The organism is Microcoleus sp. B7-D4, assembly GCF_036705125.1.
Classification (GTDB): domain Bacteria; phylum Cyanobacteriota; class Cyanobacteriia; order Cyanobacteriales; family Microcoleaceae; genus Microcoleus.
In genome coordinates, this window is record NZ_JAUBTT010000056.1 from 1 (window position 1) to 20,153 (window position 20,153).

28 protein-coding genes are annotated in these 20,153 nt (G+C 46.2%); 19 read left to right on the top strand and 9 right to left on the bottom strand.

Features of this window, described 5'->3' with window-relative positions; translation table 11 throughout:
• On the bottom strand, positions 1-2,264 hold a 2,264-nt coding region (locus QUB12_RS21930; RefSeq protein ID WP_333308400.1), incomplete at its 3' end, for a phycobilisome rod-core linker polypeptide.
• A 150-nt stretch (positions 2,265-2,414) separates the two neighbouring features.
• Here QUB12_RS21930 and QUB12_RS21935 point away from each other — a divergent pair.
• Both QUB12_RS21935 and QUB12_RS21940 read left to right on the top strand, forming a co-directional pair.
• The gene (locus tag QUB12_RS21935) at positions 2,415-2,672 is read left to right on the top strand and encodes a hypothetical protein (protein ID WP_333308401.1); all 258 of its coding nucleotides are present in this window, start codon (positions 2,415-2,417) and stop codon (positions 2,670-2,672) included.
• 249 nt (positions 2,673-2,921) lie between these two features.
• Entirely contained in the window at positions 2,922-4,172 is a 1,251-nt protein-coding gene (locus tag QUB12_RS21940; RefSeq protein ID WP_333308402.1) for a class I SAM-dependent methyltransferase, read from the top strand.
• A 304-nt stretch (positions 4,173-4,476) separates the two neighbouring features.
• On the opposite strand, the gene QUB12_RS21945 is transcribed toward QUB12_RS21940, so the two are convergent.
• Positions 4,477-4,620 carry a hypothetical protein gene (locus QUB12_RS21945; protein WP_333141694.1) on the bottom strand — a complete coding sequence of 48 codons (144 nt, stop codon included), beginning with the start codon at positions 4,618-4,620 and terminating at the stop codon, positions 4,477-4,479.
• An 88-nt stretch (positions 4,621-4,708) separates the two neighbouring features.
• Here QUB12_RS21945 and QUB12_RS21950 point away from each other — a divergent pair, with 88 nt between their 5' ends.
• The 6 genes from QUB12_RS21950 to QUB12_RS21975 all read left to right on the top strand — a co-directional run bounded on the left by QUB12_RS21950 (position 4,709) and on the right by QUB12_RS21975 (position 7,586).
• Positions 4,709-4,954 (top strand): hypothetical protein, encoded by a 246-nt coding sequence (locus QUB12_RS21950; RefSeq protein ID WP_333141692.1) that lies wholly within the window; start codon positions 4,709-4,711, stop codon positions 4,952-4,954.
• Positions 4,955-5,203: 249 nt separating this feature from the next.
• Positions 5,204-5,959, top strand: coding sequence for a hypothetical protein (locus tag QUB12_RS21955; protein ID WP_333308404.1), 756 nt, complete (start codon positions 5,204-5,206; stop codon positions 5,957-5,959).
• Between the two features lie 238 nt (positions 5,960-6,197).
• A complete protein-coding gene (locus QUB12_RS21960) occupies positions 6,198-6,422 on the top strand; it encodes a DUF433 domain-containing protein (protein ID WP_106332354.1) in 225 nt (74 codons plus the stop codon).
• On the top strand, positions 6,419-6,793 hold the full coding sequence (locus QUB12_RS21965) for a DUF5615 family PIN-like protein (RefSeq protein ID WP_333148274.1): 375 nt from the start codon (positions 6,419-6,421) through the stop codon (positions 6,791-6,793). Before QUB12_RS21960 ends, QUB12_RS21965 begins: the two co-directional genes overlap by 4 nt.
• 81 nt (positions 6,794-6,874) lie before the next feature.
• Entirely contained in the window at positions 6,875-7,240 is a 366-nt protein-coding gene (locus tag QUB12_RS21970) for a DOPA 4,5-dioxygenase family protein (protein WP_333301270.1), read from the top strand.
• Between the two features lie 151 nt (positions 7,241-7,391).
• Positions 7,392-7,586 (top strand): type II toxin-antitoxin system HicB family antitoxin, encoded by a 195-nt coding sequence (locus QUB12_RS21975; protein ID WP_333148269.1) that lies wholly within the window; start codon positions 7,392-7,394, stop codon positions 7,584-7,586.
• Here QUB12_RS21975 and QUB12_RS21980 read toward each other — a convergent pair.
• A complete protein-coding gene (locus QUB12_RS21980) occupies positions 7,506-8,018 on the bottom strand; it encodes a hypothetical protein (protein WP_333148268.1) in 513 nt (170 codons plus the stop codon). The genes QUB12_RS21975 and QUB12_RS21980 overlap by 81 nt on opposite strands.
• 230 nt (positions 8,019-8,248) lie before the next feature.
• Positions 8,249-9,238: a GTP 3',8-cyclase MoaA gene (moaA, locus tag QUB12_RS21985; RefSeq protein WP_333148266.1), complete on the bottom strand. Its 990-nt coding sequence runs from the start codon at positions 9,236-9,238 to the stop codon at positions 8,249-8,251.
• Positions 9,239-9,424: 186 nt separating this feature from the next.
• Here moaA and QUB12_RS21990 point away from each other — a divergent pair, with 186 nt between their 5' ends.
• The 9 genes from QUB12_RS21990 (at position 9,425) to QUB12_RS22030 (ending at position 16,562) form a co-directional block, all read left to right on the top strand.
• Positions 9,425-9,874 (top strand): nitrate reductase associated protein, encoded by a 450-nt coding sequence (locus QUB12_RS21990; RefSeq protein ID WP_333308406.1) that lies wholly within the window; start codon positions 9,425-9,427, stop codon positions 9,872-9,874.
• 329 nt (positions 9,875-10,203) lie between these two features.
• A complete protein-coding gene (locus tag QUB12_RS21995; RefSeq protein WP_333236690.1) occupies positions 10,204-10,665 on the top strand; it encodes an ATP synthase subunit I in 462 nt (153 codons plus the stop codon).
• A 55-nt stretch (positions 10,666-10,720) separates the two neighbouring features.
• Positions 10,721-11,479 carry a F0F1 ATP synthase subunit A gene (atpB, locus tag QUB12_RS22000; protein WP_242717111.1) on the top strand — a complete coding sequence of 253 codons (759 nt, stop codon included), beginning with the start codon at positions 10,721-10,723 and terminating at the stop codon, positions 11,477-11,479.
• Between the two features lie 128 nt (positions 11,480-11,607).
• A complete protein-coding gene (gene atpE / locus QUB12_RS22005; protein ID WP_242717122.1) occupies positions 11,608-11,853 on the top strand; it encodes an ATP synthase F0 subunit C in 246 nt (81 codons plus the stop codon).
• A gap of 97 nt (positions 11,854-11,950) precedes the next feature.
• Positions 11,951-12,436 (top strand): F0F1 ATP synthase subunit B', encoded by a 486-nt coding sequence (locus QUB12_RS22010; RefSeq protein WP_333054530.1) that lies wholly within the window; start codon positions 11,951-11,953, stop codon positions 12,434-12,436.
• Between the two features lie 87 nt (positions 12,437-12,523).
• A complete protein-coding gene (locus tag QUB12_RS22015) occupies positions 12,524-13,051 on the top strand; it encodes a F0F1 ATP synthase subunit B (protein ID WP_333145057.1) in 528 nt (175 codons plus the stop codon).
• Positions 13,052-13,054: 3 nt separating this feature from the next.
• The gene (gene atpH / locus QUB12_RS22020; RefSeq protein WP_333102795.1) at positions 13,055-13,600 is read left to right on the top strand and encodes an ATP synthase F1 subunit delta; all 546 of its coding nucleotides are present in this window, start codon (positions 13,055-13,057) and stop codon (positions 13,598-13,600) included.
• Between the two features lie 111 nt (positions 13,601-13,711).
• Positions 13,712-15,229, top strand: coding sequence for a F0F1 ATP synthase subunit alpha (gene atpA / locus QUB12_RS22025; protein WP_333037344.1), 1,518 nt, complete (start codon positions 13,712-13,714; stop codon positions 15,227-15,229).
• A 382-nt stretch (positions 15,230-15,611) separates the two neighbouring features.
• Positions 15,612-16,562 (top strand): F0F1 ATP synthase subunit gamma, encoded by a 951-nt coding sequence (locus QUB12_RS22030; protein ID WP_006631110.1) that lies wholly within the window; start codon positions 15,612-15,614, stop codon positions 16,560-16,562.
• A 296-nt stretch (positions 16,563-16,858) separates the two neighbouring features.
• Here QUB12_RS22030 and QUB12_RS22035 read toward each other — a convergent pair whose 3' ends face one another.
• Entirely contained in the window at positions 16,859-17,437 is a 579-nt protein-coding gene (locus QUB12_RS22035; RefSeq protein ID WP_333283876.1) for a Uma2 family endonuclease, read from the bottom strand.
• A 40-nt stretch (positions 17,438-17,477) separates the two neighbouring features.
• Positions 17,478-17,780, bottom strand: coding sequence for a DUF2442 domain-containing protein (locus QUB12_RS22040; protein WP_333145054.1), 303 nt, complete (start codon positions 17,778-17,780; stop codon positions 17,478-17,480).
• A gap of 63 nt (positions 17,781-17,843) precedes the next feature.
• Here QUB12_RS22040 and QUB12_RS22045 point away from each other — a divergent pair, with 63 nt between their 5' ends.
• A complete protein-coding gene (locus tag QUB12_RS22045) occupies positions 17,844-18,212 on the top strand; it encodes a hypothetical protein (RefSeq protein ID WP_333145053.1) in 369 nt (122 codons plus the stop codon).
• A 35-nt stretch (positions 18,213-18,247) separates the two neighbouring features.
• Here the strand turns inward: QUB12_RS22045 and QUB12_RS22050 are convergent, their stop codons facing one another.
• From QUB12_RS22050 to QUB12_RS22060, 3 genes are all read right to left on the bottom strand, one after another.
• Positions 18,248-18,460 (bottom strand): helix-turn-helix domain-containing protein, encoded by a 213-nt coding sequence (locus QUB12_RS22050; RefSeq protein ID WP_106149042.1) that lies wholly within the window; start codon positions 18,458-18,460, stop codon positions 18,248-18,250.
• A gap of 146 nt (positions 18,461-18,606) precedes the next feature.
• Positions 18,607-18,819: a helix-turn-helix transcriptional regulator gene (locus QUB12_RS22055; RefSeq protein WP_333145052.1), complete on the bottom strand. Its 213-nt coding sequence runs from the start codon at positions 18,817-18,819 to the stop codon at positions 18,607-18,609.
• A gap of 54 nt (positions 18,820-18,873) precedes the next feature.
• Entirely contained in the window at positions 18,874-19,086 is a 213-nt protein-coding gene (locus tag QUB12_RS22060; protein ID WP_333102803.1) for a helix-turn-helix transcriptional regulator, read from the bottom strand.
• A gap of 202 nt (positions 19,087-19,288) precedes the next feature.
• On the opposite strand from QUB12_RS22060, the gene QUB12_RS22065 reads away from it, so the two are divergent.
• Positions 19,289-19,732, top strand: coding sequence for a hypothetical protein (locus tag QUB12_RS22065; RefSeq protein WP_333145050.1), 444 nt, complete (start codon positions 19,289-19,291; stop codon positions 19,730-19,732).
• The last annotated feature ends 421 nt before the right edge of the window (positions 19,733-20,153 follow it).

A 20,153-nucleotide genomic window follows, 5' to 3' on the forward strand; every position in this document is an offset into this window, starting at 1 on the left:
GTCAGCTTGAACACCTTAGTTTGTTCGCGCCGCTTGCTGACACCTTGAGCGAGGCTATTTTGTAACTCGAATTCGCCGCGATCGAGCGCAGTGCCGAGTTCGATAAATCGAGGAGTTTCGGGCGTCTGAGCTTGGACATTTTGCTCAGCGATGGAACCCGATCGCATCGTCCGCATCGACAAACCACCGGGAGTTACATAGCGCTCGTAGGGCACTGTATCTTCCCCGAAAGCTTCGTTGTACTCCATGCTGTCCATGATGCTATCGACCAGCGCGTAGAAACCCTTCTTGGCGCAAATGTCAAAGTAAGCGTTCATTTCCTGACGGCCATAGGTAGGGCGTCCCAGGAGTCGGCGGTGAATGTACTCGATCGCCTTACAAACGTAGAGCTTGCTCCAGTACATATTGCGGAACACGTCAGACTTCGCCAACATCCGAATAAACTCGCGCATCGGAATCTCGCCGTTTTCCAGCTTAATTTCCGCTACCTTTTGGCGCTGGCCGTCGAACACATCGCGACCGAACACTTGCAGGTAAGCTGCCCGAATCACCGCTTGTGTGGAACTTTCGGTAAATTTGACACTGGAAGCATTGCTGTAGCTGCTGGAGGCACCGCGGGCAGTTTTCTTGGAAGCAACATAGTTGCTCGGTAACTGGTCTAATTTAAAGACCTTGGGGCCCAGAGAACCAGGAGCAGCACCGCGAGCCGCCGGATTGCTCAACTGATTGTCAATCCCCGCACCTTGACGGATCAGGATACGGCGAGTGTCTTTGCCGAAGGGAGCCGGACGGCTCTTGGGGTTGCGAGTTTCTTTCGGGAAAATCGCGCCGAACTGAATTTCTAAGGGGTCATTGCCAACACCGTAAACGTGCTGGTCTGGCAGAGGCTGGGTGTAGCCGGCAAACAAGGTGATGAACTGAGGAACCTTGCGGAACGGAGCGCTGAAATTGAACAAATCAATTTGCGGGCCCCAGTTGCGACACTCCTGAGCTTCTTGGCCCAAACCGCGCAGGTAAGGCACTGTTTCTTCGCCGAAGTAGTCGGAATATTCTTGCGAATAAACCATCGCGTCTACGAGGGCTGGCAGGCCGCCTTTGCTGACGATCGCAAAATACTTGCTAAATTCCTCCCGCGAGCTCAAACCGCGGCCGAGGAAGTGGCGGGCGGCAAGTTCTACAGCACGGCTGTTGACAAACGGCTCGTAGAATTGCTGACGGTACAGAGGAGATTTACCAAGGCGGCGAATAAACTCTTTCATCGAGATTTCGCCATTTTTGACCTTGGATTCCAAGTCAGAAATGCTTTGGCTGTATGCGCGGGTAATATCGCGCTCAAAAACTTGGCGGTAAGCTGCTTTGATTACTTCTAGCTTTTCGGCCGAAGACAGACCGGTTTTCATGACGAATTTCGATCGGCGCTCGGCTGCGTTGAAGTAGATTTGAGGCAGTTGCAAGCCTTGCTGGTCGTTGCTTTCGCGCTGACGCACCTTGTCTGAAGGTGTGGGAGCTTTGAATTCGGTAATTGCTACGTCGAAATACTGTCCGACGATCGCCGCGGCCTCTGCATTGTTTCGGAAATAGCCCAAAGATGCTGCCTTCATTTCCTGCATTGCCACAATTGTGGCCGCCGAAGAGCAAGCATTTTCGATGATTTCCCGCAATCCGCGCACGTTCACCGAAATAATGTTCGGGTCGCCAGCTACGATCGCGTAGGTGATGTAGCGCAAAAACCAGCTCAAATCCCGCAGAGATTTGGTCATGTTGCCCGGGCCGTAGCGCGAGACATTGATCGGCTGAAATCCTGCTGGGATTGGGCCGCTGTAGCCGCCACCGTTGCCAGAAAATAGATTTCCTAGCCCCAAGAAACCACCGCCACCGCCACCGCCGTTGCCGCCGCCTGCGCGACCTTCAACGTAGGTAACAGTTCCCAGTTTCATGCCTTCAGAGACATTGCCCGATCCGCCGCGAGCCGCGCCTGCTACAGCCATCGCAGGTTCTTGTGGTCTTTCCAAAAATGCCAGCGGGGAACCGCCGGTAAAAATCCGGTTGGCTGCGCGGGATACTATCAGTTCCGAGTTTTGGGTCAGCGTCGCAGAGATATCGATCCGAAGAGCCCCTGAACTGAAATAACTTGCCAGTTCGCTGAGTTCGCCCCGCTGTAGAAAGCGGTCTTGCTGTTCTGCTTGCGAAATTGTTGCGACCGGTACAGTTTGATATAGTTGCGGACGCGCAACCGAGCTTCCACCACTTGCTTTTACAGTCATTAGACTCTTTCGCTCCCTATCTAAATCGTTGCAGCATTTAACCAGACTAACCTTGCCTTCTCATGCAGGTCAAAGTAGGTATTTTTGCTTTGTTTACTTTTTGCCTTTACCTGTCACGAGGTTCGGGCGCGCTTACTTTCTTAGATTAAAATGTTTTGGTTTCATCTTTCTGCCTGCGGGGAAATGTCCGATCCGAAGGCAGGCACGGGGTACTCCCTCCGCTGCACTCCGCCGGCATACCCGTGGAAAAAAAGACTCGGCAGGAGAGTTGCCTTTGGGCGATCGCAGCCAGTGCCGTCAATTAAAGGAAAAGAAAATCAAAAATTTTCTTCTGCCTGTTTCGGGGCTTTTGACTTTCTGCGGAAAGACGCCTCCGCTTTACCCGACAGTTCAGCGGTGGGCTATTGACAGTCCTTGTTTGTTAAAAAGCCTGTCGAGATTTATTGTATAGATTTAAGAGAGCTTATATGAGAAAAAATGATAAGTTTTATTACGCAGAAGCTGTCAACCGATTTTAGATTTTAGATTTTAGATTTTAGATTGAAGAATCGACCCCACCGATAAATCCGGGGGGCGCGGATCAAATTGCTGTCGGTCAGTGGTCAGCGGTCAGTTGTCAGTCCAATCCCGAATCCCCAAGCGCAACAAATGTCACCTATGGATACTACACCAGATATCAGTGCTGCCGTGCGGCGGCTTTACGATACTTTCCCTTTCCCGCCCGATCCTTTGTCAGATGAACCGCCCCCAGGATACAACTGGCGCTGGAGTTGGCCTGATGCTTACAATTTTTGCACTGGCCAAAAGCCGCCAAAACTCGATATTCGGATTTTAGACGCTGGCTGCGGCACTGGTTCGAGTACGGATTATCTGATTCACCTCAATCCAGAAGCTTCGGTGACGGCGATCGACCTGAGTGAAGGTGCTTTGAAGGTAGCACAAGAACGCTGTCGGCGATCCTCTTCGAGGGCTTCGCTAACGGGAGCGCGCGAAGCAGATTTTCGCCACCTCAGCTTGTACGATGCCGCCGAGTTAGAGGGCGAGTTTGATTTGATCAACTGCGTGGGCGTGCTGCACCACTTACCCGATCCGATCCGGGGCATTCAAGCCCTGGCGGCGAAGTTGGCAGAGGGCGGTTTGATGCACATTTTTGTGTATGCTGAGCTCGGACGCTGGGAAATTCAACTCATGCAAAGGGCGATCGCACTTCTCCAAGGCCCGCAAAAAGGTGACTATCCCGATGGTGTGAAAGTCGGTCGTCAAATCTTTGCTTCTTTACCAGAAAACAACCGTCTTGTCAAGTACGAAAAACAGCGTTGGGCCGGAGAAAATCAGCGGGACGAATGTTTTGCTGATATGTACGTTCACCCGCAGGAAATTGACTACAATATTGAGACTTTGTTTGAGTTAATTGACGCTTCGGGATTGGAATTTATCGGTTTCTCAAATCCGGGATATTGGCAGTTAGAAAGACTTTTGGGGAAAGCGCCGGAATTGATAGAAAGAGCTCAGGGTTTGACGGAACGGGAGCTTTATCGATTAATTGAATTGTTGGATACGGAAATCACTCATTACGAGTTTTTCTTGGGCAAAAAGCCTGTTAATAAAATTGATTGGTCGGACGATCAGGCACTTTTGGCTGCAATTCCAGAGTTGAGTGGTTGTATGCACGGTTGGCCTAGTCAACAAGTGTTTGATTGCAACTACCAATTGCTCAATTTGTCAAGTGCGGAATTTGAGTTTTTGCAAGGTTGTGTACCCCCCCCAGACAGGGCGGGCACGGGGGCACCGCCCCTACAAGGTGGTGGGAAGACTGTTGGGGAGATTTTGGCGGATGTGGAGATGGGATTGGATGAAGTGCGATCGATCTTATCAAAACAGCTAATTTTGCTAACACCGAAATTATAGGGCTTTTTGATTATGTGAACGAACCGCGAAGACGCGAAGTGCGCGAAGGAAGAACTGTATCTCTTTCTTCGCGTCCTTCGTGCCTCGCGGTTCATTTAATCTTAAATCTGGCACCATTCTCAATTAGCCTTTTATGAACAGGCAAGATGCCTGTTCCACAAGAAAATTTATCTTTTGTGGAACGGGCATCTTGCCCGTTCTTGAGAATGGTGCAACATCTCAGTTCACTCTTACTCGTTTACTCGCTTTCGGTAAAATCCGAAATGGATTGACACAGGCCCCCGTCTGCGGCTACGCTTTGAAGTTAGAGGTTGCTTTGCTTGTAGAGGAAGTAGCCCGCGTCGCCCAAAAATCTAGTTGCACTGCCCAAAGCTGCTGGTAACAGCAATGGACAGCTAACCGCCAAACTGTACAAGGCAGTCTGGAGGCTAACGGAGTATCTTAACATCCTCTGTAGCCGCCCTGCTATGTGTTGAAATGCGGGGCGGCTGGGTTTTTGGGTTTTTCTAGAAAACCCAAAACCAGGAGAACATATTATGTCACAGGAATTCTTGCCTGACGACAACAAATTTGCACGGCCAAATGACGACTCAGCAGCAGAATCGGAACAGGATGTGGTGTGTGTAACGGTTACAGGTTCGCCCAAGGGTGTCAGGGAAACCATACTCACCTTGTACCGCCTGGGATTTGCACAAGTCGGCGATTGGAGTCAGCTACAACGTGCAGCCAATCCGAAGCAGGTGATGAGTGTGCTGATTCGCCGTCGGAAGCGCAAAGCATAGGTGTTTGCTCGTTCCCAGGCTTGAGCCTGGGAACCAGTTAATTAAGAAGACCAACAAATATCAGGCACGTTACTTTACTAAATCAGGATAAGAGCATATCTTAATTTAGAGGCTGAAACCCCTTTAAAAAAGCTAGGCGGGGAAAGGCACATTTCCCCGCCTAAGCCTTGTAACCATTGGAAAACTGATGTTGTGTTACATGAACACTTTATGTGTTATGTTAACTTTTTTGAATATTTGAGAGGCATTATGGGAGAAGCAAAACGAAGAAAAAAAGCGCGTGGTTTAGGAAAAACGTCTACTACACAACAAATCTCAACATCCTCAAACATTTTTTATAGGACTCTTCACCAAATTTCAGAAATTGAAGATGTTGAGTTTCAACAAGCTCGTGAAAATTTACCATATTTAGCGTTACTGTGGTCTGCTCTGGTTACTTTTCACGATCATATTGACAATTACACATTATTAGGAATTGTAGATTTTTGGCAAAACTACTGGGAAAAAGCAGCATATTTATTAGGTGCAATAGAACTTAGCGAGCATCGACATCTATTATGGGTAAGTAATATAAAAACCATGAGATTAATGATTTTAAAAAAGTTAGAAAAATATTTAAAAAACGATAACCAATATTTTTTAGAACATGGAACCACACCTTTTTCATCTATGGCTGAAACGACAATAGAAGTAGCACTGGCTATGTATCGTCCCACCGATTGTATTATTTACTATGGGAAAAAGTTAGCAGTTTATAAAGGGTACGATAGTATAGACTTACAAGGAGAATTAATGATAGCTGTTAAACACGTTATCGGATGCTGGAGTCTTTATCCTTTCCCACAGACATTGAGTGTTCCTTTTTCTGATTACAAACAAGCTAAATTAGCATTGAAAAATTTTCCTACATCATTGAAAGGTGAGTTAGTGCATTATCATTCTAGTAAACTTGCGAAATTATTGGGATTAACAATTAATGGTAATTACGCCTATTTAATTAAATAACGTCGATCGGACTGCCGCCAATTTTGGAGTCTTATTGGTGGAAAACCCTACTAAATTCGGCAGACATCAAAGCCTGTCTTGCTTTTGCCGCAGATCATGAGAAAACTGATCCGCCTTGGCTACTTTCAACGTCAAGGCTCTTTTTTTATCCCTACTTGCTCAAACCTGAAATCCTAACCTCAACAAACCAGGATTATTTGCAACTATAATTACACTTATCAGTACAAAATATTGCTTTATGGACTACCACGACATCATCACAATTGAACCGGGAAAACGCAGTGGCAAACCATGTATTCGGGGAATGCGAATCACCGTCTACGACATCTTAGAATATCTCGCCGGTGGCATGACGGAAGCAGAAATTCTGGAAGATTTTTCAGAATTAACTTCGGCAGACATCAAAGCCTGCCTTGCTTTTGCCGCAGATCGTGAAAAAAAGTTATTTGTGGCATCCCTGTGAAACTACTGTTGGACGAAAACCTCTCAGACCGAATTCTTCAGAGAATTATCGGTTTGTATCCCGATTCTGCTCATGTCAAGACCCTAGGACTGACAAATACTGATGATGCAGAAATTTGGGAATATGCAAAGGCAAATGATTTTGTGATTGTTTCCAAAGATTCTGACTTTCATCAACGGAGTTTACTTTACGGTCATCCTCCCAAATTTATTTATCTCCGTGTTGGCAATTGCTCAACATCTAAAATTGTTCAAATTATGCGAGATGAAATCGACATCATTAGTCACTTTGGAGATAGAGAAGCAGAGAGTATACTGGTATTGTCCTACCATGAAACCAAAAAAGCAAAGACTGAGGACATATCAACTTAAGGAGTTTACAGGAGTGAATAAAATATCCAGCAAGTTAAGCTAATATAAAATTGTTTATCTCTGCTCAATAATCCACTGAAAATGATGAAAGAAGACACCCTCAAAATCGTTGGTTTTCATGGACATATTTACTTCGACGCTGATAATCGCGATGCCGCAGCGCGTGTACGAGAAGGATTGACTCAGTTTGAGGTGCAGCTTGGGCGTTGGCATGACAAACCCATTGGCCCCCACCCCCAAGCAATGTATCAAGTTGCCTTTTTACCAGACCAATTTGGCAAAGTCGTTCCCTGGTTAATGCTGAATCGTGAGGGACTCAATATTCTCGTTCACCCTGAAACAGGCGACGATGTGGCAGACCACACGAAACATTCTTTGTGGCTAGGAGAGAAACTAGAGTTGAATGTCGAATTCCTGCGACCTAGGACAGGCAATGCCAGCTTATGATCGATCCGCGCGCAAGGCGAGGGCGTTACTCCAGACTGACTTATCGCTGATAATAGATAATTAGCCGCCGATTTGAGACATGGTGCGGCTGTAATTTCCTGTATTTACTAATAATAGTTATAATATCCTTAACAAATGACTGAATAAATGTATGAAAATTAGAGCAATCATCCATCCCGCCGAAGAAGGTGGCTATTGGGCTGAAGTTCCCGCACTTCCTGGGTGCATTACCGAAGGAGATACTATGGAAGAAGTGGTGGCTAATTTAAAAGATGCGATTGAAGGTTGGCTCGATGTTGCTAATAGTCGCGTAGCCTCGATCTTTACCCCACTCTATCCAAGCTGATGCAATCTGTTTTACCCTTCCCCTTTGTTCCGGTTTAATGGGATTTTCACCTGTAATTTCATTCAATGCAGCTAACCAGTAAAGGGAATTTTTTTTCAGTTCCGATAGCAACAGCGGCACGACTTGAGAACCCATATTAATAATTTCCTGATATGCAGGATGCTGAGACATTTGAGCTGTCGAAGACATTCCCCCAACTTCACTCTGCCATTCCGTAGCAAGAGTATAAAATTTGTCAATTACCTCGATCGCAATTTCAGCATTTTGACTGCAAATATCTCGATCGGTATTTGCTGCAGGATTTTCTCGTTGCGCGATCGAGCTTTCAATGTTCATCAAGACTAATTCTTCGATGGATACATTCATCTGGGCAGCAACTTTTTGTAGCTTCAGCATCAGCCGGTCTGAAATGGCGATCGAGATGGTGTTCATCTGACTTACAAAATTGGATGATGTCTTAAGTGTACCAAATAAATTATCGATACAGAGTTGACAAAGATTGATCGCCCATTTTTTCCCAAGTATAGCAGTCGCTAAGGCGCTTTGGTCGTTGGGATCAGGAGCCGGGTAGTTGTAGGTTGGGTTGAGGAACGAAACCCAACTTGTTACCTCCAGAGAGAGTTGGGTTTCGCTTCGCTCTACCCAACCTACGAATAATTAGATTACCCGCCGATTTGAGACATGGTTCGGCTGTAATTTCCTTGAGTAGTTCCCGAATCTCGCTGCTTGAAATTAATCTCCGGTTTAATCTCTAATATCTGCTGCACTCGATCGCGCAATTCAACCGTAGACACCCCATTCCGCAAAGCAGTTTTTAAGTCAATTTGCCCCGTTTCGTTCAGCAGACAAGGCCGCAGCCACCCGTCAGCAGACAAACGCATCCGGTTGCAGCGATCGCAAAAACACTCGGACATTTGGCTGATAAAGCCTAAAGTGCCCTTCGCCCCCGGAATTTGAAACACATCCGCCGGCCCATTTCCGCGCACTCCCGACTCGGCTAACCCGTATTTGTCGCTAATTTGTTGCCGCAATTCTGCCGAAGCTACCCAACCTTTATCGCCAAATAAATCCCCATTGCCGATCGGCATAAACTCAATAAATCGAACGTGCCAATTCCGGTTAATAGTTAATGCAGCCAAATCCAATATTTCGCTGTCATTCACACCGGGAATTACCACAACATTCAGTTTCAGCGGGTCGAATCCTGCTTGATAAGCCGCTTGAATTCCCTCCCAAACCTGCGTCCATCGCGATCGTCCCCGACTGCCTATTATTTTATCAAAAGTCTCCGGTTCCAAGGAATCCAAACTAATATTAATCCGGCGCAAACCAGCATTGTAGAGATTTTCCGCCATTCCCGCCAGCAAAAAGCCATTAGTTGTCATTGACAAATCTCGCGTTTCCGGCATTGAGGCGATCGACCTCACCAATTCCACCACCCCAGGCCGCAGCAGCGGTTCCCCACCCGTCAAGCGAAACTTAGTAAATCCCACGGGTATAAAAACTTCCCGCAGCAGAGTTAGCAATTCCGAGTGAGTTAACAACTGCTGCTGCAATACATAGTCCAACTCGCTACCTTCCGGCATACAGTAGAGACAGCGGAAGTTGCAGCGGTCTATCAAGCTAATCCGAAGGTAGTCTACGGTATCCATGTCAATAGTTTGTAATATTATTTAATTATAAATGCTGACTCGATTTTCTGCAATTATTGATAGAGAGCAATAAACCTGCATCAATTTCTTTTCACCCTATCCCTCCTCTCTTACTCTGCGCCCTCTGCGCCCTCTGCGGTTAATAAAAAAAATCTCATTCACAACTAAAATAAACTTGCTAACTATATGTTTTTTGAATTTGAAGCTGATTTTGTGGAAGCTTTGCGCTGCATCCCCATGCAAGTACGTCTCAAGTTAGATACTTGCGGCATTAAATTAAAGTTGCAGGATTGGAATCATTTCAACCAAGCAGAACGTCAAATGCTTGTAGAGAAACCTTGCTTGACAGAAGCAGAAATTATCGATTACCGAGAAAAGCTAAACCAAGTATTAATTAAACAGACAGGCAAACCGGGAACAGATTTGGCGATTGATGAAAATCCTCCGTGGATGGATGCTGCAACTGTACCGGAGTCGGTTTCGGCAAAAGCGCAAGAGCTCGGCGTGACAATTACTTTGGGACAGTGGGCGAGTTTGCAGCCACTACAGCGATTTGCTTTGATTAAGCTTAGTCGATCGAGCCACGAGAATAAAAACTTTCTCCCCGCTGTTCGAGAGTTTAAGGTTATTGAATGAGATCGAATTTGAATTAACTCTTGTAGCGCGCAGAGGCAGACAAGGGAGAATTACCTCATCGATTCGGGCGATCGGCCTTTCTCACTTCTCACTAAGTGAGATTTGCTTAGTGAGAGAAACGAGAACAATGTGTAATATAGTGCGATCGGGCGGTTGGAGAGGTAGGGTGAGGTCGATCGGACATTTAACGGGTTGAGGTTTCCGAAGCGCCAGACACCAAATTCCGAAAATATGATTAATTTTATTTTAAGTATTGTTACCGCAGCGTGGTATGATTTTTCTGAGTTTGCAAAGCACTCGCCTGCTACCTGCATTAGTTTCTGAGCTTCGTGAACACGCAAAACACACCCACCGAACCCACACCAGCAACCGAGGATATTCCTCAAGCTGGCACTGTCTCGACAGTCTCGACAGTCTCGTCCGAGACTAGCAATCCCATGCAAGACTTTTATCGCCTCCAACAAGAGTTGTTGGCGTACACCCTTGCTTTTACGGCGATTATTTTTATCTCCGTTTGGATTTTTTACTCGCTCAATATTGCCCTGAATTATTTGCTTGGGGCGAGCACAGGTGTGGTTTACTTAAAGATGTTGGCTAGAGACGTTGAACGAATCGGCAGCCAAAATCAACGCATCAGCAAGACAAGGCTCGGTTTGTTTTTCGCGGTGATGATAGTAGGAACACAGTGGAATCAGCTACAGATTTTACCGATATTTTTGGGATTTCTGACTTACAAAGCTGCGCTGATGGTTTACGTGATCCGAAGTGCATTAGCACTAGATTACAGGTAAGTCAGGTAAGAAGAGCAAAACTCAACTCATCGATTTGTATGGGGAAGCCCGTTGAATGGCAATGCTTGACGTTCTAAACACCTTTAATCGTTTCCCCCTCGCCAAATTGGAAGTTGGCCAGCAGTTGTACTGGCAACTCGGCAATCTGAAAGTTCATGGACAGGTTTTTCTAACCTCGTGGTTTGTAATTGCTGTTTTAGTCGTAGTTTCGATTTTAGGAACCAGCAAAATCCAGCGAATTCCCAGCGGAATGCAAAATTTTATGGAGTATGCGCTGGAATTTATTCGGGACTTGGCTAAAAACCAAATTGGGGAAAAAGAATATCGCCCTTGGGTACCGTTTATTGGTACATTATTTCTGTTCATCTTTGTGTCAAACTGGTCTGGTGCTCTAATTCCTTGGAAGCTGATTAAGCTGCCATCAGGCGAATTGGGAGCTCCTACCGCTGACATCAACACGACGGTAGCATTTGCACTGCTGACTTCTCTAGCATATTTTTATGCAGGTCTCAGCAAAAGCGGCTTGGGGTATTTCGCCCACTATGTTGAACCGGTGCCTTTCATGTTGCCGTTCAAAATCATAGAAGATTTCACTAAGCCTCTGTCCCTAAGTTTCCGTTTGTTTGGCAACATTCTTGCGGACGAATTGGTGGTCGGAGTGCTAGTCTTGCTAGTGCCTTTATTTGTTCCTCTGCCAGTGATGGTTCTGGGACTATTTACGAGTGCAATTCAAGCTTTGATTTTTGCTACCTTAGCCGCCGCCTACATAGGTGAAGCTCTAGAAGGCGGTCACGGCGAAGAACACCACGATTAACTAACGATAAACGGCGAAGAATGAAGGAGGAAAAATAAAATTTCTGAACTCAAACTTACTCCCGTTAAATCGGACAATTCTCTAGACTTTCTGTTCTCAATTTTGTACTTTAGATAAGGAAAATCATCATGGACTCAACAGTTGCTGCCGCTTCCGTAATTGCCGCCGCTTTGGCAGTAGGTTTAGCCGCAATCGGCCCTGGCATCGGTCAAGGTAATGCAGCAGGTCAGGCTGTAGAAGGGATTGCCCGTCAGCCGGAAGCAGAAGGTAAAATTCGCGGCACCTTGCTGTTGAGTTTGGCGTTCATGGAAGCGCTCACAATTTACGGTTTGGTCGTAGCCCTAGTGCTGCTGTTTGCCAACCCCTTCGCATAATAATTGGAAATTTTAGATTTGAGGTTTTGGCGATTCTAATCCAAAATCTCAAATCTAAAATCGATTAAGCGAATTAGATGGAAGCCGTCAAAAAATCATGATGCACTGGACAGTATTACTAGCAGTTGAAGAAGCGGCTAAGGAAGGGGGACTGTTTGATATAGATGCTACGCTGCCTCTGATGGCGGTGCAGTTTTTAATTCTAGTCGCAGTCTTGAATGTAATTTTTTACAAGCCGCTCAGCAAGTCAATTGACGATCGCGCCGATTACATTCGCAACACTCAAGTCTCCGCCAAAGAACGCTTGGCAAAAGCTCAGCAACTAGCGCAGCAGTACGAGCAAAAACTGGGAGAAACTCGCAAACAGTCTCAATCAGTAATTGCTGCTGCTCAAGCTGATGCCCAAAAAATTGGGGCAGCAAAAGTAGCTGAGGCTCAACAAGAAGCTCAAGTCGCGCGAGAAAAGGCTGGGCAAGAAATAGAGCAGCAAAAGCAAGAAGCAATGCGCTCACTAGAACAACAAGTAGACGCGCTCAGCGGCCAAATTCTCGAAAAGCTATTAGGGCAGTCGCTGGCCAAATAGCGAGACCGAAGAGTTTTAGATTTTTGATAGAATCTCAAATCTAAAATCGCTTCACCCAATCTGCACGCGCAATTATGGAAGAGTATCATGGGGACTGTTTTATTGCTAGCCACAGAAGCTAGCGGCGAAGGTGGTTTCGGTTTAAATTTCGATATTTTAGAAACCAACCTGATTAACCTGGTCATTATTATTGCAGTGCTGTTTTATTTCGGGCGCGGATTTGTAGGTAAAATCCTGACAGAGAGGCGTTCGGCCATCCAAGAGGCGATTCAAGAAGCAGAAAAACGCCAAAAAGATGCAGCAGCAGCTCTAGCAGAGCAACAGCAAAAACTGACTCAAGCGCAAGCAGAAGCCGAACGAATTCGTGCCGCTGCTGAAGAAACTGCCAAGAAAGCAAAAGAAACAATTCTAGCTCAGGCAGCGCAAGACGTTGAACGCATGAGAGCAACAGCAGGTCAAGAGTTGGAAGCGGAGCGGGAAAGAGCGATCGCCCAACTGCGATCGGCGGTTGTATCTCTGGCATTAGCAAAGGTGGAAAGCCAGCTAAAAACTAGCTTGGACGACGGCGCTCAACACCAATTAATCGATCGCAGCATTGCGTTACTGGGAGGCTAAAACGTGAGTACAGTCAGCACAGAAGTCTTACAGCCTTACGCATCTGCCTTGATGTCACTGGCTCAGTCCAACAATCTCTCAGAGAAGTTCGGCGAAGATATTCGTTCCTTGCTGAGCCTGCTAGAAGGTTCGGAAGATTTGCGTCAATTTTTAGCCAATCCGCTGGTAAAACCGGATGCTAAAAAAGCCGTGATTCAGCAAATAGCGGGTGAAGAAATGAGCCCCTTGATGCACAGCTTTCTGAAGCTATTAGTAGACAAAGGAAGAATTCTTTTTTTAGAAGGGATTGGCAAACAATACTTGGCAAGGCTCCGAGAACTAAACCAAACAGTATTGGCTGAAGTTACATCGGCAGTCCCGCTTTCAGACGCTCAACAGCAGACTGTTCGCGAGAAAGTGCAGGCGATGACCAGCGCTAGAAGCGTAGAAATTGAAACCAAAATAGACGCAGATTTAATCGGCGGTGTGGTAATCAAAGTAGGCTCTCAAGTAATTGATGCCAGCCTGCGGGGACAATTGCGCCGTCTAGGAATTCGCTTGAATTCCTGAGAGTTAATAGCTGATGACTATTAGCTAATTTAATTAGCAGTTAACGGTTGGTAGTTTTGAACAACTGATAACTGACAACTGACAACAAACAACTGACAAAAAACAACTGACATGGCAGCAATCAGACCTGACGAAATTAGCAGCATTATTCGCCAGCAAATTGAGCAGTACGACCAAGACGTAAAAGTCTCTAACGTCGGTACTGTTCTGCAAGTAGGCGACGGCATTGCTCGGATTTATGGCTTGGATAAAGCTATGTCTGGGGAATTGCTAGAATTTGCCGACGGCACCGTGGGCATTGCACTGAACCTCGAACAAGATAACGTGGGTGCAGTGTTGATGGGCCAAGGCCTCGGCATTCAAGAAGGTTCGGCAGTTACTGCTACTGGCAGAATTGCTGAAGTCCCCGTGGGTGAAGCAATGTTGGGACGGGTAGTTGATGCTTTGGCCCGTCCGATTGACGGCAAAGGAGAAATTAAAACTACTGAATCTCGCTTGATTGAATCTCCGGCACCGGGGATTGTTTCTCGCCGTTCAGTTTACGAACCCATGCAAACAGGAATTACCGCTATTGATGCGATGATTCCGGTGGGAAGAGGACAGCGGGAACTGATTATCGGTGACAGACAAACCGGTAAAACTGCGATCGCGATCGACACGATTATTAACCAAAAATCGGAAAACGTGATCTGCGTTTACGTAGCGATCGGTCAAAAAGCTTCTACAGTAGCTAACATCGTCAACGTCCTGCAAGAAAAGGGCGCGATGGACTACACGATCGTAGTAGCAGCCAACGCTAGCGACCCCGCAACACTGCAATACTTGGCTCCCTACACAGGTGCTAGCTTAGCCGAGTATTTCATGTACAAAGGCAAGCACACTTTGGTCATTTACGATGACCTTTCCAAACAAGCACAAGCTTACCGCCAAATGTCTCTGTTGCTGCGCCGTCCTCCCGGTCGCGAAGCTTATCCCGGAGACGTGTTTTACCTGCACTCTCGCTTGCTAGAACGCGCTGCTAAATTGAGCGACGATTTGGGCGAAGGCAGCATGACTGCTTTGCCAATTATCGAAACCCAAGCTGGTGACGTTTCTGCTTACATTCCGACGAACGTAATTTCGATTACCGACGGTCAAATCTTCCTTTCTTCTGACTTGTTTAACGCTGGTTTGCGTCCGGCAGTAAACCCCGGTATTTCGGTATCGCGGGTAGGTTCGGCGGCTCAAACTAAGGCGATGAAAAAAGTAGCCGGTAAGGTGAAATTGGAATTGGCGCAGTTTGAAGAACTGGCAGCATTTTCTCAGTTTGCTTCTGACTTGGATAAAGCTACTCAAAATCAATTGTCGCGCGGTCAGCGCTTGCGGGAACTGTTGAAACAGCCGCAAAGTTCGCCTCTGCCGATGAACGAACAAGTGGCTGTAATCTATGCCGGTATTAACGGCTATATGGATGACATTCCAGTGGAAAAAGTCAGCAAGTTTACTGTTGGTTTGCGCGACTATTTGCGGACTAGCAAGCCGAAGTACGGCGAAATTGTTCAAGGCGGAAAGGCTTTGACTGATGAAGCTGAGAAGCTGCTGAAAGAAGGCATCACTGAATACAAGCAAAGTTTCTTGGTTTCTGCGTAATTAGTCATTAGTCATTAGTGATTAGCGGGTGAAATTGTTAGGGACACGGCTCTTGGAGTGTCCCTAGATTAAGGACACGGCATTGCCCATTGGTGTCAAAAAACACGTTAAGCCCGCAGTCCGACAGGGGTTAAAACCCCTGTCTCAAAGCAAAAGTCCTCTGAAGAGGACTGAAGAAATTATTAGTCCTCTTCAGAGGACTTTCGCTATTAGACAGGGACTTCAGTCCCTGGCGGGATTTCGGCTTAAGTTGACACGAATGGGCAGTGCCGTGTCCCTACGGTGGGTTAAAAAATGCCGTTTCTCGATCGCGCACAAGCTTAAAAATTGATGACTAGGAACTAAGAACTCAGAATAAAAGCTAAGAAAAAAGGAGAAAGTTATGGCAAATCTGAAAACTATTCGCGATCGCATTAAGTCGGTCAAGAACACTAAAAAGATTACAGAAGCAATGCGCTTGGTGGCCGCTGCAAAGGTGCGCCGCGCTCAAGAACAGGTGACTGCTACTCGGCCTTTTGCCGATCGACTGGCAGAGGTATTGTACGGTTTGGCGGAACGCTTGCAGTTTGAAAACCTGGATTTGCCGCTGCTGAAAAAACGCGAAGTGCGATCTGTGGGACTGTTGGTAGTTTCGGGCGATCGGGGTTTGTGCGGCGGCTACAACAGCAACATCATCAGATACGCCGAAAATCGCGCTAAGGAAATCAAAGCTGAAGGCTTAGACTACAAATACGTGTTGGTAGGACGCAAAGCTACTCAGTATTTCCAGCGCCGCGAACAGCCGATTGATGCTACTTACGCTAACTTAGAACAAATTCCCACAGCACCGGAAGCGGCACAAATTGCTGACGAATTGCTTTCGTTGTTCCTGTCGGGAACTGTGGACAGAGTTGAGCTAATTTACACCAAGTTTGTGTCGCTAATTAGTTCGCGTCCGGTAATTCAAACTTTGCTGCCCCTCGACCCCCAAGGTTTGGAAACTCCCGATGATGAAATCTTCCGCTTGACATCGCAAGGCGGACAGTTTCAAGTATCGCGCGAGAAGGTTGCTTCACCTACGAAGAGCTTGCCCAGAGACATGATTTTCGAGCAAGATCCGGCGCAAATTCTGGAGGCTCTTTTGCCCTTGTATTTGAACAACCAATTGCTGCGGGCTTTGCAAGAGTCTGCTGCTAGCGAGTTGGCAGCGCGGATGACGGCGATGAATAATGCTAGTGAGAATGCTAGCGATTTGATCGGTAGTTTGACGCTGACTTATAACAAGGCGCGGCAAGCGGCAATTACTCAGGAAATCCTGGAAGTTTGCGGCGGTGCTGAGGCTTTGAACGGTTAGGTTAGGGTTGACAATTTGTTAATTTTATGGTATGCGTCTGGGGGAACTCAGGCGCTTTTTTTTAGTAAAAATACAAAAAAATTCGACGATCTAAACTTACCTTGAGATATCCCACATTCCGCACGGAGACTGTCACAATCGGTTTTTTCGGGAGTTGGATCGAAAATTAAGTTTTTTTTTTATACAAAGATACCGATCACTCGTGGCAACGATCGGCAGTTTCAGGCGATCGAATAACCAAAATTCGTAGTGTGCCAGTTGGGGGTGCGGAATGTGGGATGTATGGTGGCAATAATTTACCTGTTCATTAGTTGAGAAATATGGATGGTAAGATCGGGAAAAGCAAGGGGTTCAATGGTGCCCGTTCGGAAAGTATTTCGCTGCTGGTAAAAATCGCCTTCCGGGAAGCGAAACACAATTAATTGTCGATCGCGCAGGTTAACAACCCAATATTCTTGAATTTCGGCTGCTGCATAAATCTTGCTTTTTTCCTCTAAGTCTTTAGTCAAACTGGAATCAGCATATTCAATCAGCCAAAAAATGTTTTCTGGATATGGGTGATGTTCCAGATAGATATCGTTGAGAGGTTGAACGACGGCAATATCGGGTTCTGGTTCTGAGTTATTTGGCAGAGTAATCGGTCTGGCTTCGCGAATTTGGGCTCTCGTAGATAATGCGACTCGCAATCGGTTGGCAAATCGATCGCTAAAATAAGTATGCGCCGTTCCTTCGGGTACCATTTCGACTATTACTCCATTTAGTAATTCGACTTTGCGATCGTTTAAAATGCCGGCTTCGATCATTTTATGGTAGTGATCTATTGTCCATTTTGCTGTAGTTAATGTCATCGCGATCGCTCCTTGCTTATATCTCACTATGACTTTTTGCTGAATTAACTTATTTTAGGCGATATACTCAGGTTCTATCGGATTTTTTACGTTCTTCTAACCACCGCTGAAATGACTTCTTACTTTCTCCAGATGGTTTACCGAGAATAATATTTTTGATGCTAATGTCTTCGTCAATATCAGGCCAGTGGATTCCATCATTTCCACCAATAAATCGCCAATTATTGCGTTCCTTTGGTGTGCTATGCAATAGCCTAGGATACCAAGCTAAAGGAACAGAAATAGTACGACCATCGGATAGATCGACTGTTAGCGCGTCGTCTGTAACAACTACGTTTTGTGCTTGGGGGATTTCTAGCAACTCAACCATTAAAAAAGTTATTATTTCAGGATATGTGGCAAGATTACCAAGATTAAAGGAAAGGGAGGAAAAATGGCCAAAAAAATCTGGATTGTCTACAAAACCGAAAGCATGAGTGCTCCCGGCTGGGAACAACGTCAGCTTATGCCGAGGGGCGGTCTCACTAATATACTTTGGGAAAATTGGACTTGGGAAGAAAACCCAGAAATTCCTCAAGTAGGGGACAAAACCCGCGATTATGAAAATTTATCTGACCCCGGTAATGGAGTCACCCACGGGAAAGATGGAGATTGGGTAGTTACTCGCGTTCAGCAGTTTTCTGCTTCTGATACTGAGGAGCGAATTGTGGTGTGTTACTGTTCTTACCAACCTGTTACATCGGATTGGGAAGCGCTACAACAAAGCGTGTCTGTCAATCAGATGCTAGCAACTGTCGAGTAATATTGACTGGATAATTAGTTCGTAAAAGCGATCGCTCACTCCTGCACAATTTCCACCAAGTCTTCAATCATCACATCAAAGGTTCGGGCCAATTTGTGTATGGAAATGAAGTCAATGGTGGACACTCCCGGACAGCGGGCGTAGTGTCTGACGGTGCTGTAAATTACTCCCGATCGCTCTGAAACTTCTTTCAGCGTCCAACCTTTCTCAGCAGCGAATTCTCTGACTTTTAGCCTGACTAAACCCATACTTGACAAATGATGGTGTACCATCATAGGATAGTTTTATCCCAAAAAGCGATCGCCCCAAGGTCTGCACAACTGACGGTCGATCGCCGATTCAAATCCCTTGAAAAAGGATTTATCTATGATATTAGCCTGGTTTCAGCCAAAAGCTACTCTTTGACGACCTCAACCAAATCTTCCACCATCACGTCCAAAGTACGTGCCAACTTCAGCAGACAAGTAAAATCAACCATTGCCATTCCCGGAGAACGTGAATAGGTGGTGAGTCTGCTGTAAATGACTCCCGATCGCTCAGACACCTCTTTGATCGTCCAGCCCTTCTCAGCAGCAAATTCTTTAACCCGCAATCTAATTAAACCCATTGACAAAAAACTAGATTTACTCTGGGATAAAATTTTATCGTAAAGAGTGATCGCTCACTCCTGCACAATCTCATACAAATCTTCGATCAACACATCAAAAGTCCTCGCCAACTTGTGCAAGGCTGTCACGTCAACTGTTGCTAATCCGGGCGATCGGGCATAGGTTCTCAGCGTGCTGTAGACTACGCCCGATCGCTCTGAAACCTCTTTGATCGTCCAGCCTTTCTCAGCAGCAAACTCTCGAACCCGCAATCTAATTAAACCCATAACCTCTTGACAGATGATTGATATAAGTCATACAATTATACTGTAAAAAGCGATCGCCCCTAGGCCTGGAAAACTAAAAGACGATCGCTTATCAAAGTTCAAATCCCATATAAGGGACTGCTCTATCTATCAAATTCCCAAATCAGGAATCTATCTATCCAAATCAGGAATCGATCTATTCAAATCAGGAAACTTATCAACTATGTTAGCAAGCTTTCGACCAAAATCAACCCCCAGACACAGATTGAGCCGGTTTGTGACAAAAGAGGCGATCGCGCGGCTGCTGAAAATCAAGGTAGAACAAATATATCGCTTCGAGTGCTGGGCGCATATCCTGTACGTGCACGCTAAAGGGATGAGTCGGTTTGTGAGTTATGCCGACTTTCCGCCAGTTTTGGGAGTGGAATCGCCCTCTGGTTTAGATTTTGGTTATTGGAAGCGCCGGATAGCGAGTCAGAAAGAGAGACACGCGCCGGATTTTTGGGTGGATTTCTATGCGGATAGATTTCAGAAAGCTGTTTGTGTTTCTGAATTGTTGGAGTGGGGAAATTTGGTGGGGGTGATTAAATTGATGTTGGGGGCGATCGCCCTGGAGTCGCTGCGAAAGGTTTATGCACAGGAAAAATATGTGCTGGAACATTTCTAAATGCTGTCTGAACTCTTGTCCCCCCCTTGTTAAGGGGGGCTAGGGGGGATCTGAGCTCTGTTAAGTCGAATAGCCGTGGAGTCGCTGCGAAAGGTTTACGCACAAGAGAAATCTCTGCTGGAACATTTCTAAATTACTCCTAAACGCAGGGGTGGTTAGAAACCGAGTTTTTTGGCCAGAATGTTGCACGCCCAGCCTTTAGCTAAAGTAAAAAACCCGGTTTCTTTGGTATGCGTAACTCCCATAAACTCCTGTCCCCCCCTGTAGGGGCGGTGCCCCCGTGCCCGCCCGAAAGATGGGGGCTACCACGGGGGGATTGCCCCTACAGGAATTACTCGCGGCAAACATTCAAAAAATTGGTACAAGCTCGGCCGCAACAGTTATAATTTCTCCATGCGCTTCCCCCTCTATCTGAGTTAAG

Excerpts from the sequence above, each read along its gene's own strand:
- QUB12_RS21935 (WP_333308401.1), top strand. The coding sequence starts at position 2,415 with ATGTTTTGGTTTCATCTTTCTGCCTGCGGGGAAATGTCCGATCCGAAG.
- QUB12_RS21940 (WP_333308402.1), top strand. The coding sequence starts at position 2,922 with ATGGATACTACACCAGATATCAGTGCTGCCGTGCGGCGGCTTTACGAT.
- QUB12_RS21945 (WP_333141694.1), bottom strand. The coding sequence starts at position 4,620 with ATGTTAAGATACTCCGTTAGCCTCCAGACTGCCTTGTACAGTTTGGCG.
- QUB12_RS21950 (WP_333141692.1), top strand. The coding sequence starts at position 4,709 with ATGTCACAGGAATTCTTGCCTGACGACAACAAATTTGCACGGCCAAAT.
- QUB12_RS21955 (WP_333308404.1), top strand. The coding sequence starts at position 5,204 with ATGGGAGAAGCAAAACGAAGAAAAAAAGCGCGTGGTTTAGGAAAAACG.
- QUB12_RS21960 (WP_106332354.1), top strand. The coding sequence starts at position 6,198 with ATGGACTACCACGACATCATCACAATTGAACCGGGAAAACGCAGTGGC.
- QUB12_RS21970 (WP_333301270.1), top strand. The coding sequence starts at position 6,875 with ATGATGAAAGAAGACACCCTCAAAATCGTTGGTTTTCATGGACATATT.
- QUB12_RS21975 (WP_333148269.1), top strand. The coding sequence starts at position 7,392 with ATGAAAATTAGAGCAATCATCCATCCCGCCGAAGAAGGTGGCTATTGG.
- QUB12_RS21980 (WP_333148268.1), bottom strand. The coding sequence starts at position 8,018 with ATGAACACCATCTCGATCGCCATTTCAGACCGGCTGATGCTGAAGCTA.
- moaA (WP_333148266.1), bottom strand. The coding sequence starts at position 9,238 with ATGGATACCGTAGACTACCTTCGGATTAGCTTGATAGACCGCTGCAAC.
- QUB12_RS21990 (WP_333308406.1), top strand. The coding sequence starts at position 9,425 with ATGTTTTTTGAATTTGAAGCTGATTTTGTGGAAGCTTTGCGCTGCATC.
- atpB (WP_242717111.1), top strand. The coding sequence starts at position 10,721 with ATGGCAATGCTTGACGTTCTAAACACCTTTAATCGTTTCCCCCTCGCC.
- atpE (WP_242717122.1), top strand. The coding sequence starts at position 11,608 with ATGGACTCAACAGTTGCTGCCGCTTCCGTAATTGCCGCCGCTTTGGCA.
- QUB12_RS22010 (WP_333054530.1), top strand. The coding sequence starts at position 11,951 with ATGATGCACTGGACAGTATTACTAGCAGTTGAAGAAGCGGCTAAGGAA.
- QUB12_RS22015 (WP_333145057.1), top strand. The coding sequence starts at position 12,524 with ATGGGGACTGTTTTATTGCTAGCCACAGAAGCTAGCGGCGAAGGTGGT.
- atpA (WP_333037344.1), top strand. The coding sequence starts at position 13,712 with ATGGCAGCAATCAGACCTGACGAAATTAGCAGCATTATTCGCCAGCAA.
- QUB12_RS22030 (WP_006631110.1), top strand. The coding sequence starts at position 15,612 with ATGGCAAATCTGAAAACTATTCGCGATCGCATTAAGTCGGTCAAGAAC.
- QUB12_RS22040 (WP_333145054.1), bottom strand. The coding sequence starts at position 17,780 with ATGGTTGAGTTGCTAGAAATCCCCCAAGCACAAAACGTAGTTGTTACA.
- QUB12_RS22045 (WP_333145053.1), top strand. The coding sequence starts at position 17,844 with ATGGCCAAAAAAATCTGGATTGTCTACAAAACCGAAAGCATGAGTGCT.
- QUB12_RS22050 (WP_106149042.1), bottom strand. The coding sequence starts at position 18,460 with ATGGGTTTAGTCAGGCTAAAAGTCAGAGAATTCGCTGCTGAGAAAGGT.
- QUB12_RS22055 (WP_333145052.1), bottom strand. The coding sequence starts at position 18,819 with ATGGGTTTAATTAGATTGCGGGTTAAAGAATTTGCTGCTGAGAAGGGC.
- QUB12_RS22060 (WP_333102803.1), bottom strand. The coding sequence starts at position 19,086 with ATGGGTTTAATTAGATTGCGGGTTCGAGAGTTTGCTGCTGAGAAAGGC.
- QUB12_RS22065 (WP_333145050.1), top strand. The coding sequence starts at position 19,289 with ATGTTAGCAAGCTTTCGACCAAAATCAACCCCCAGACACAGATTGAGC.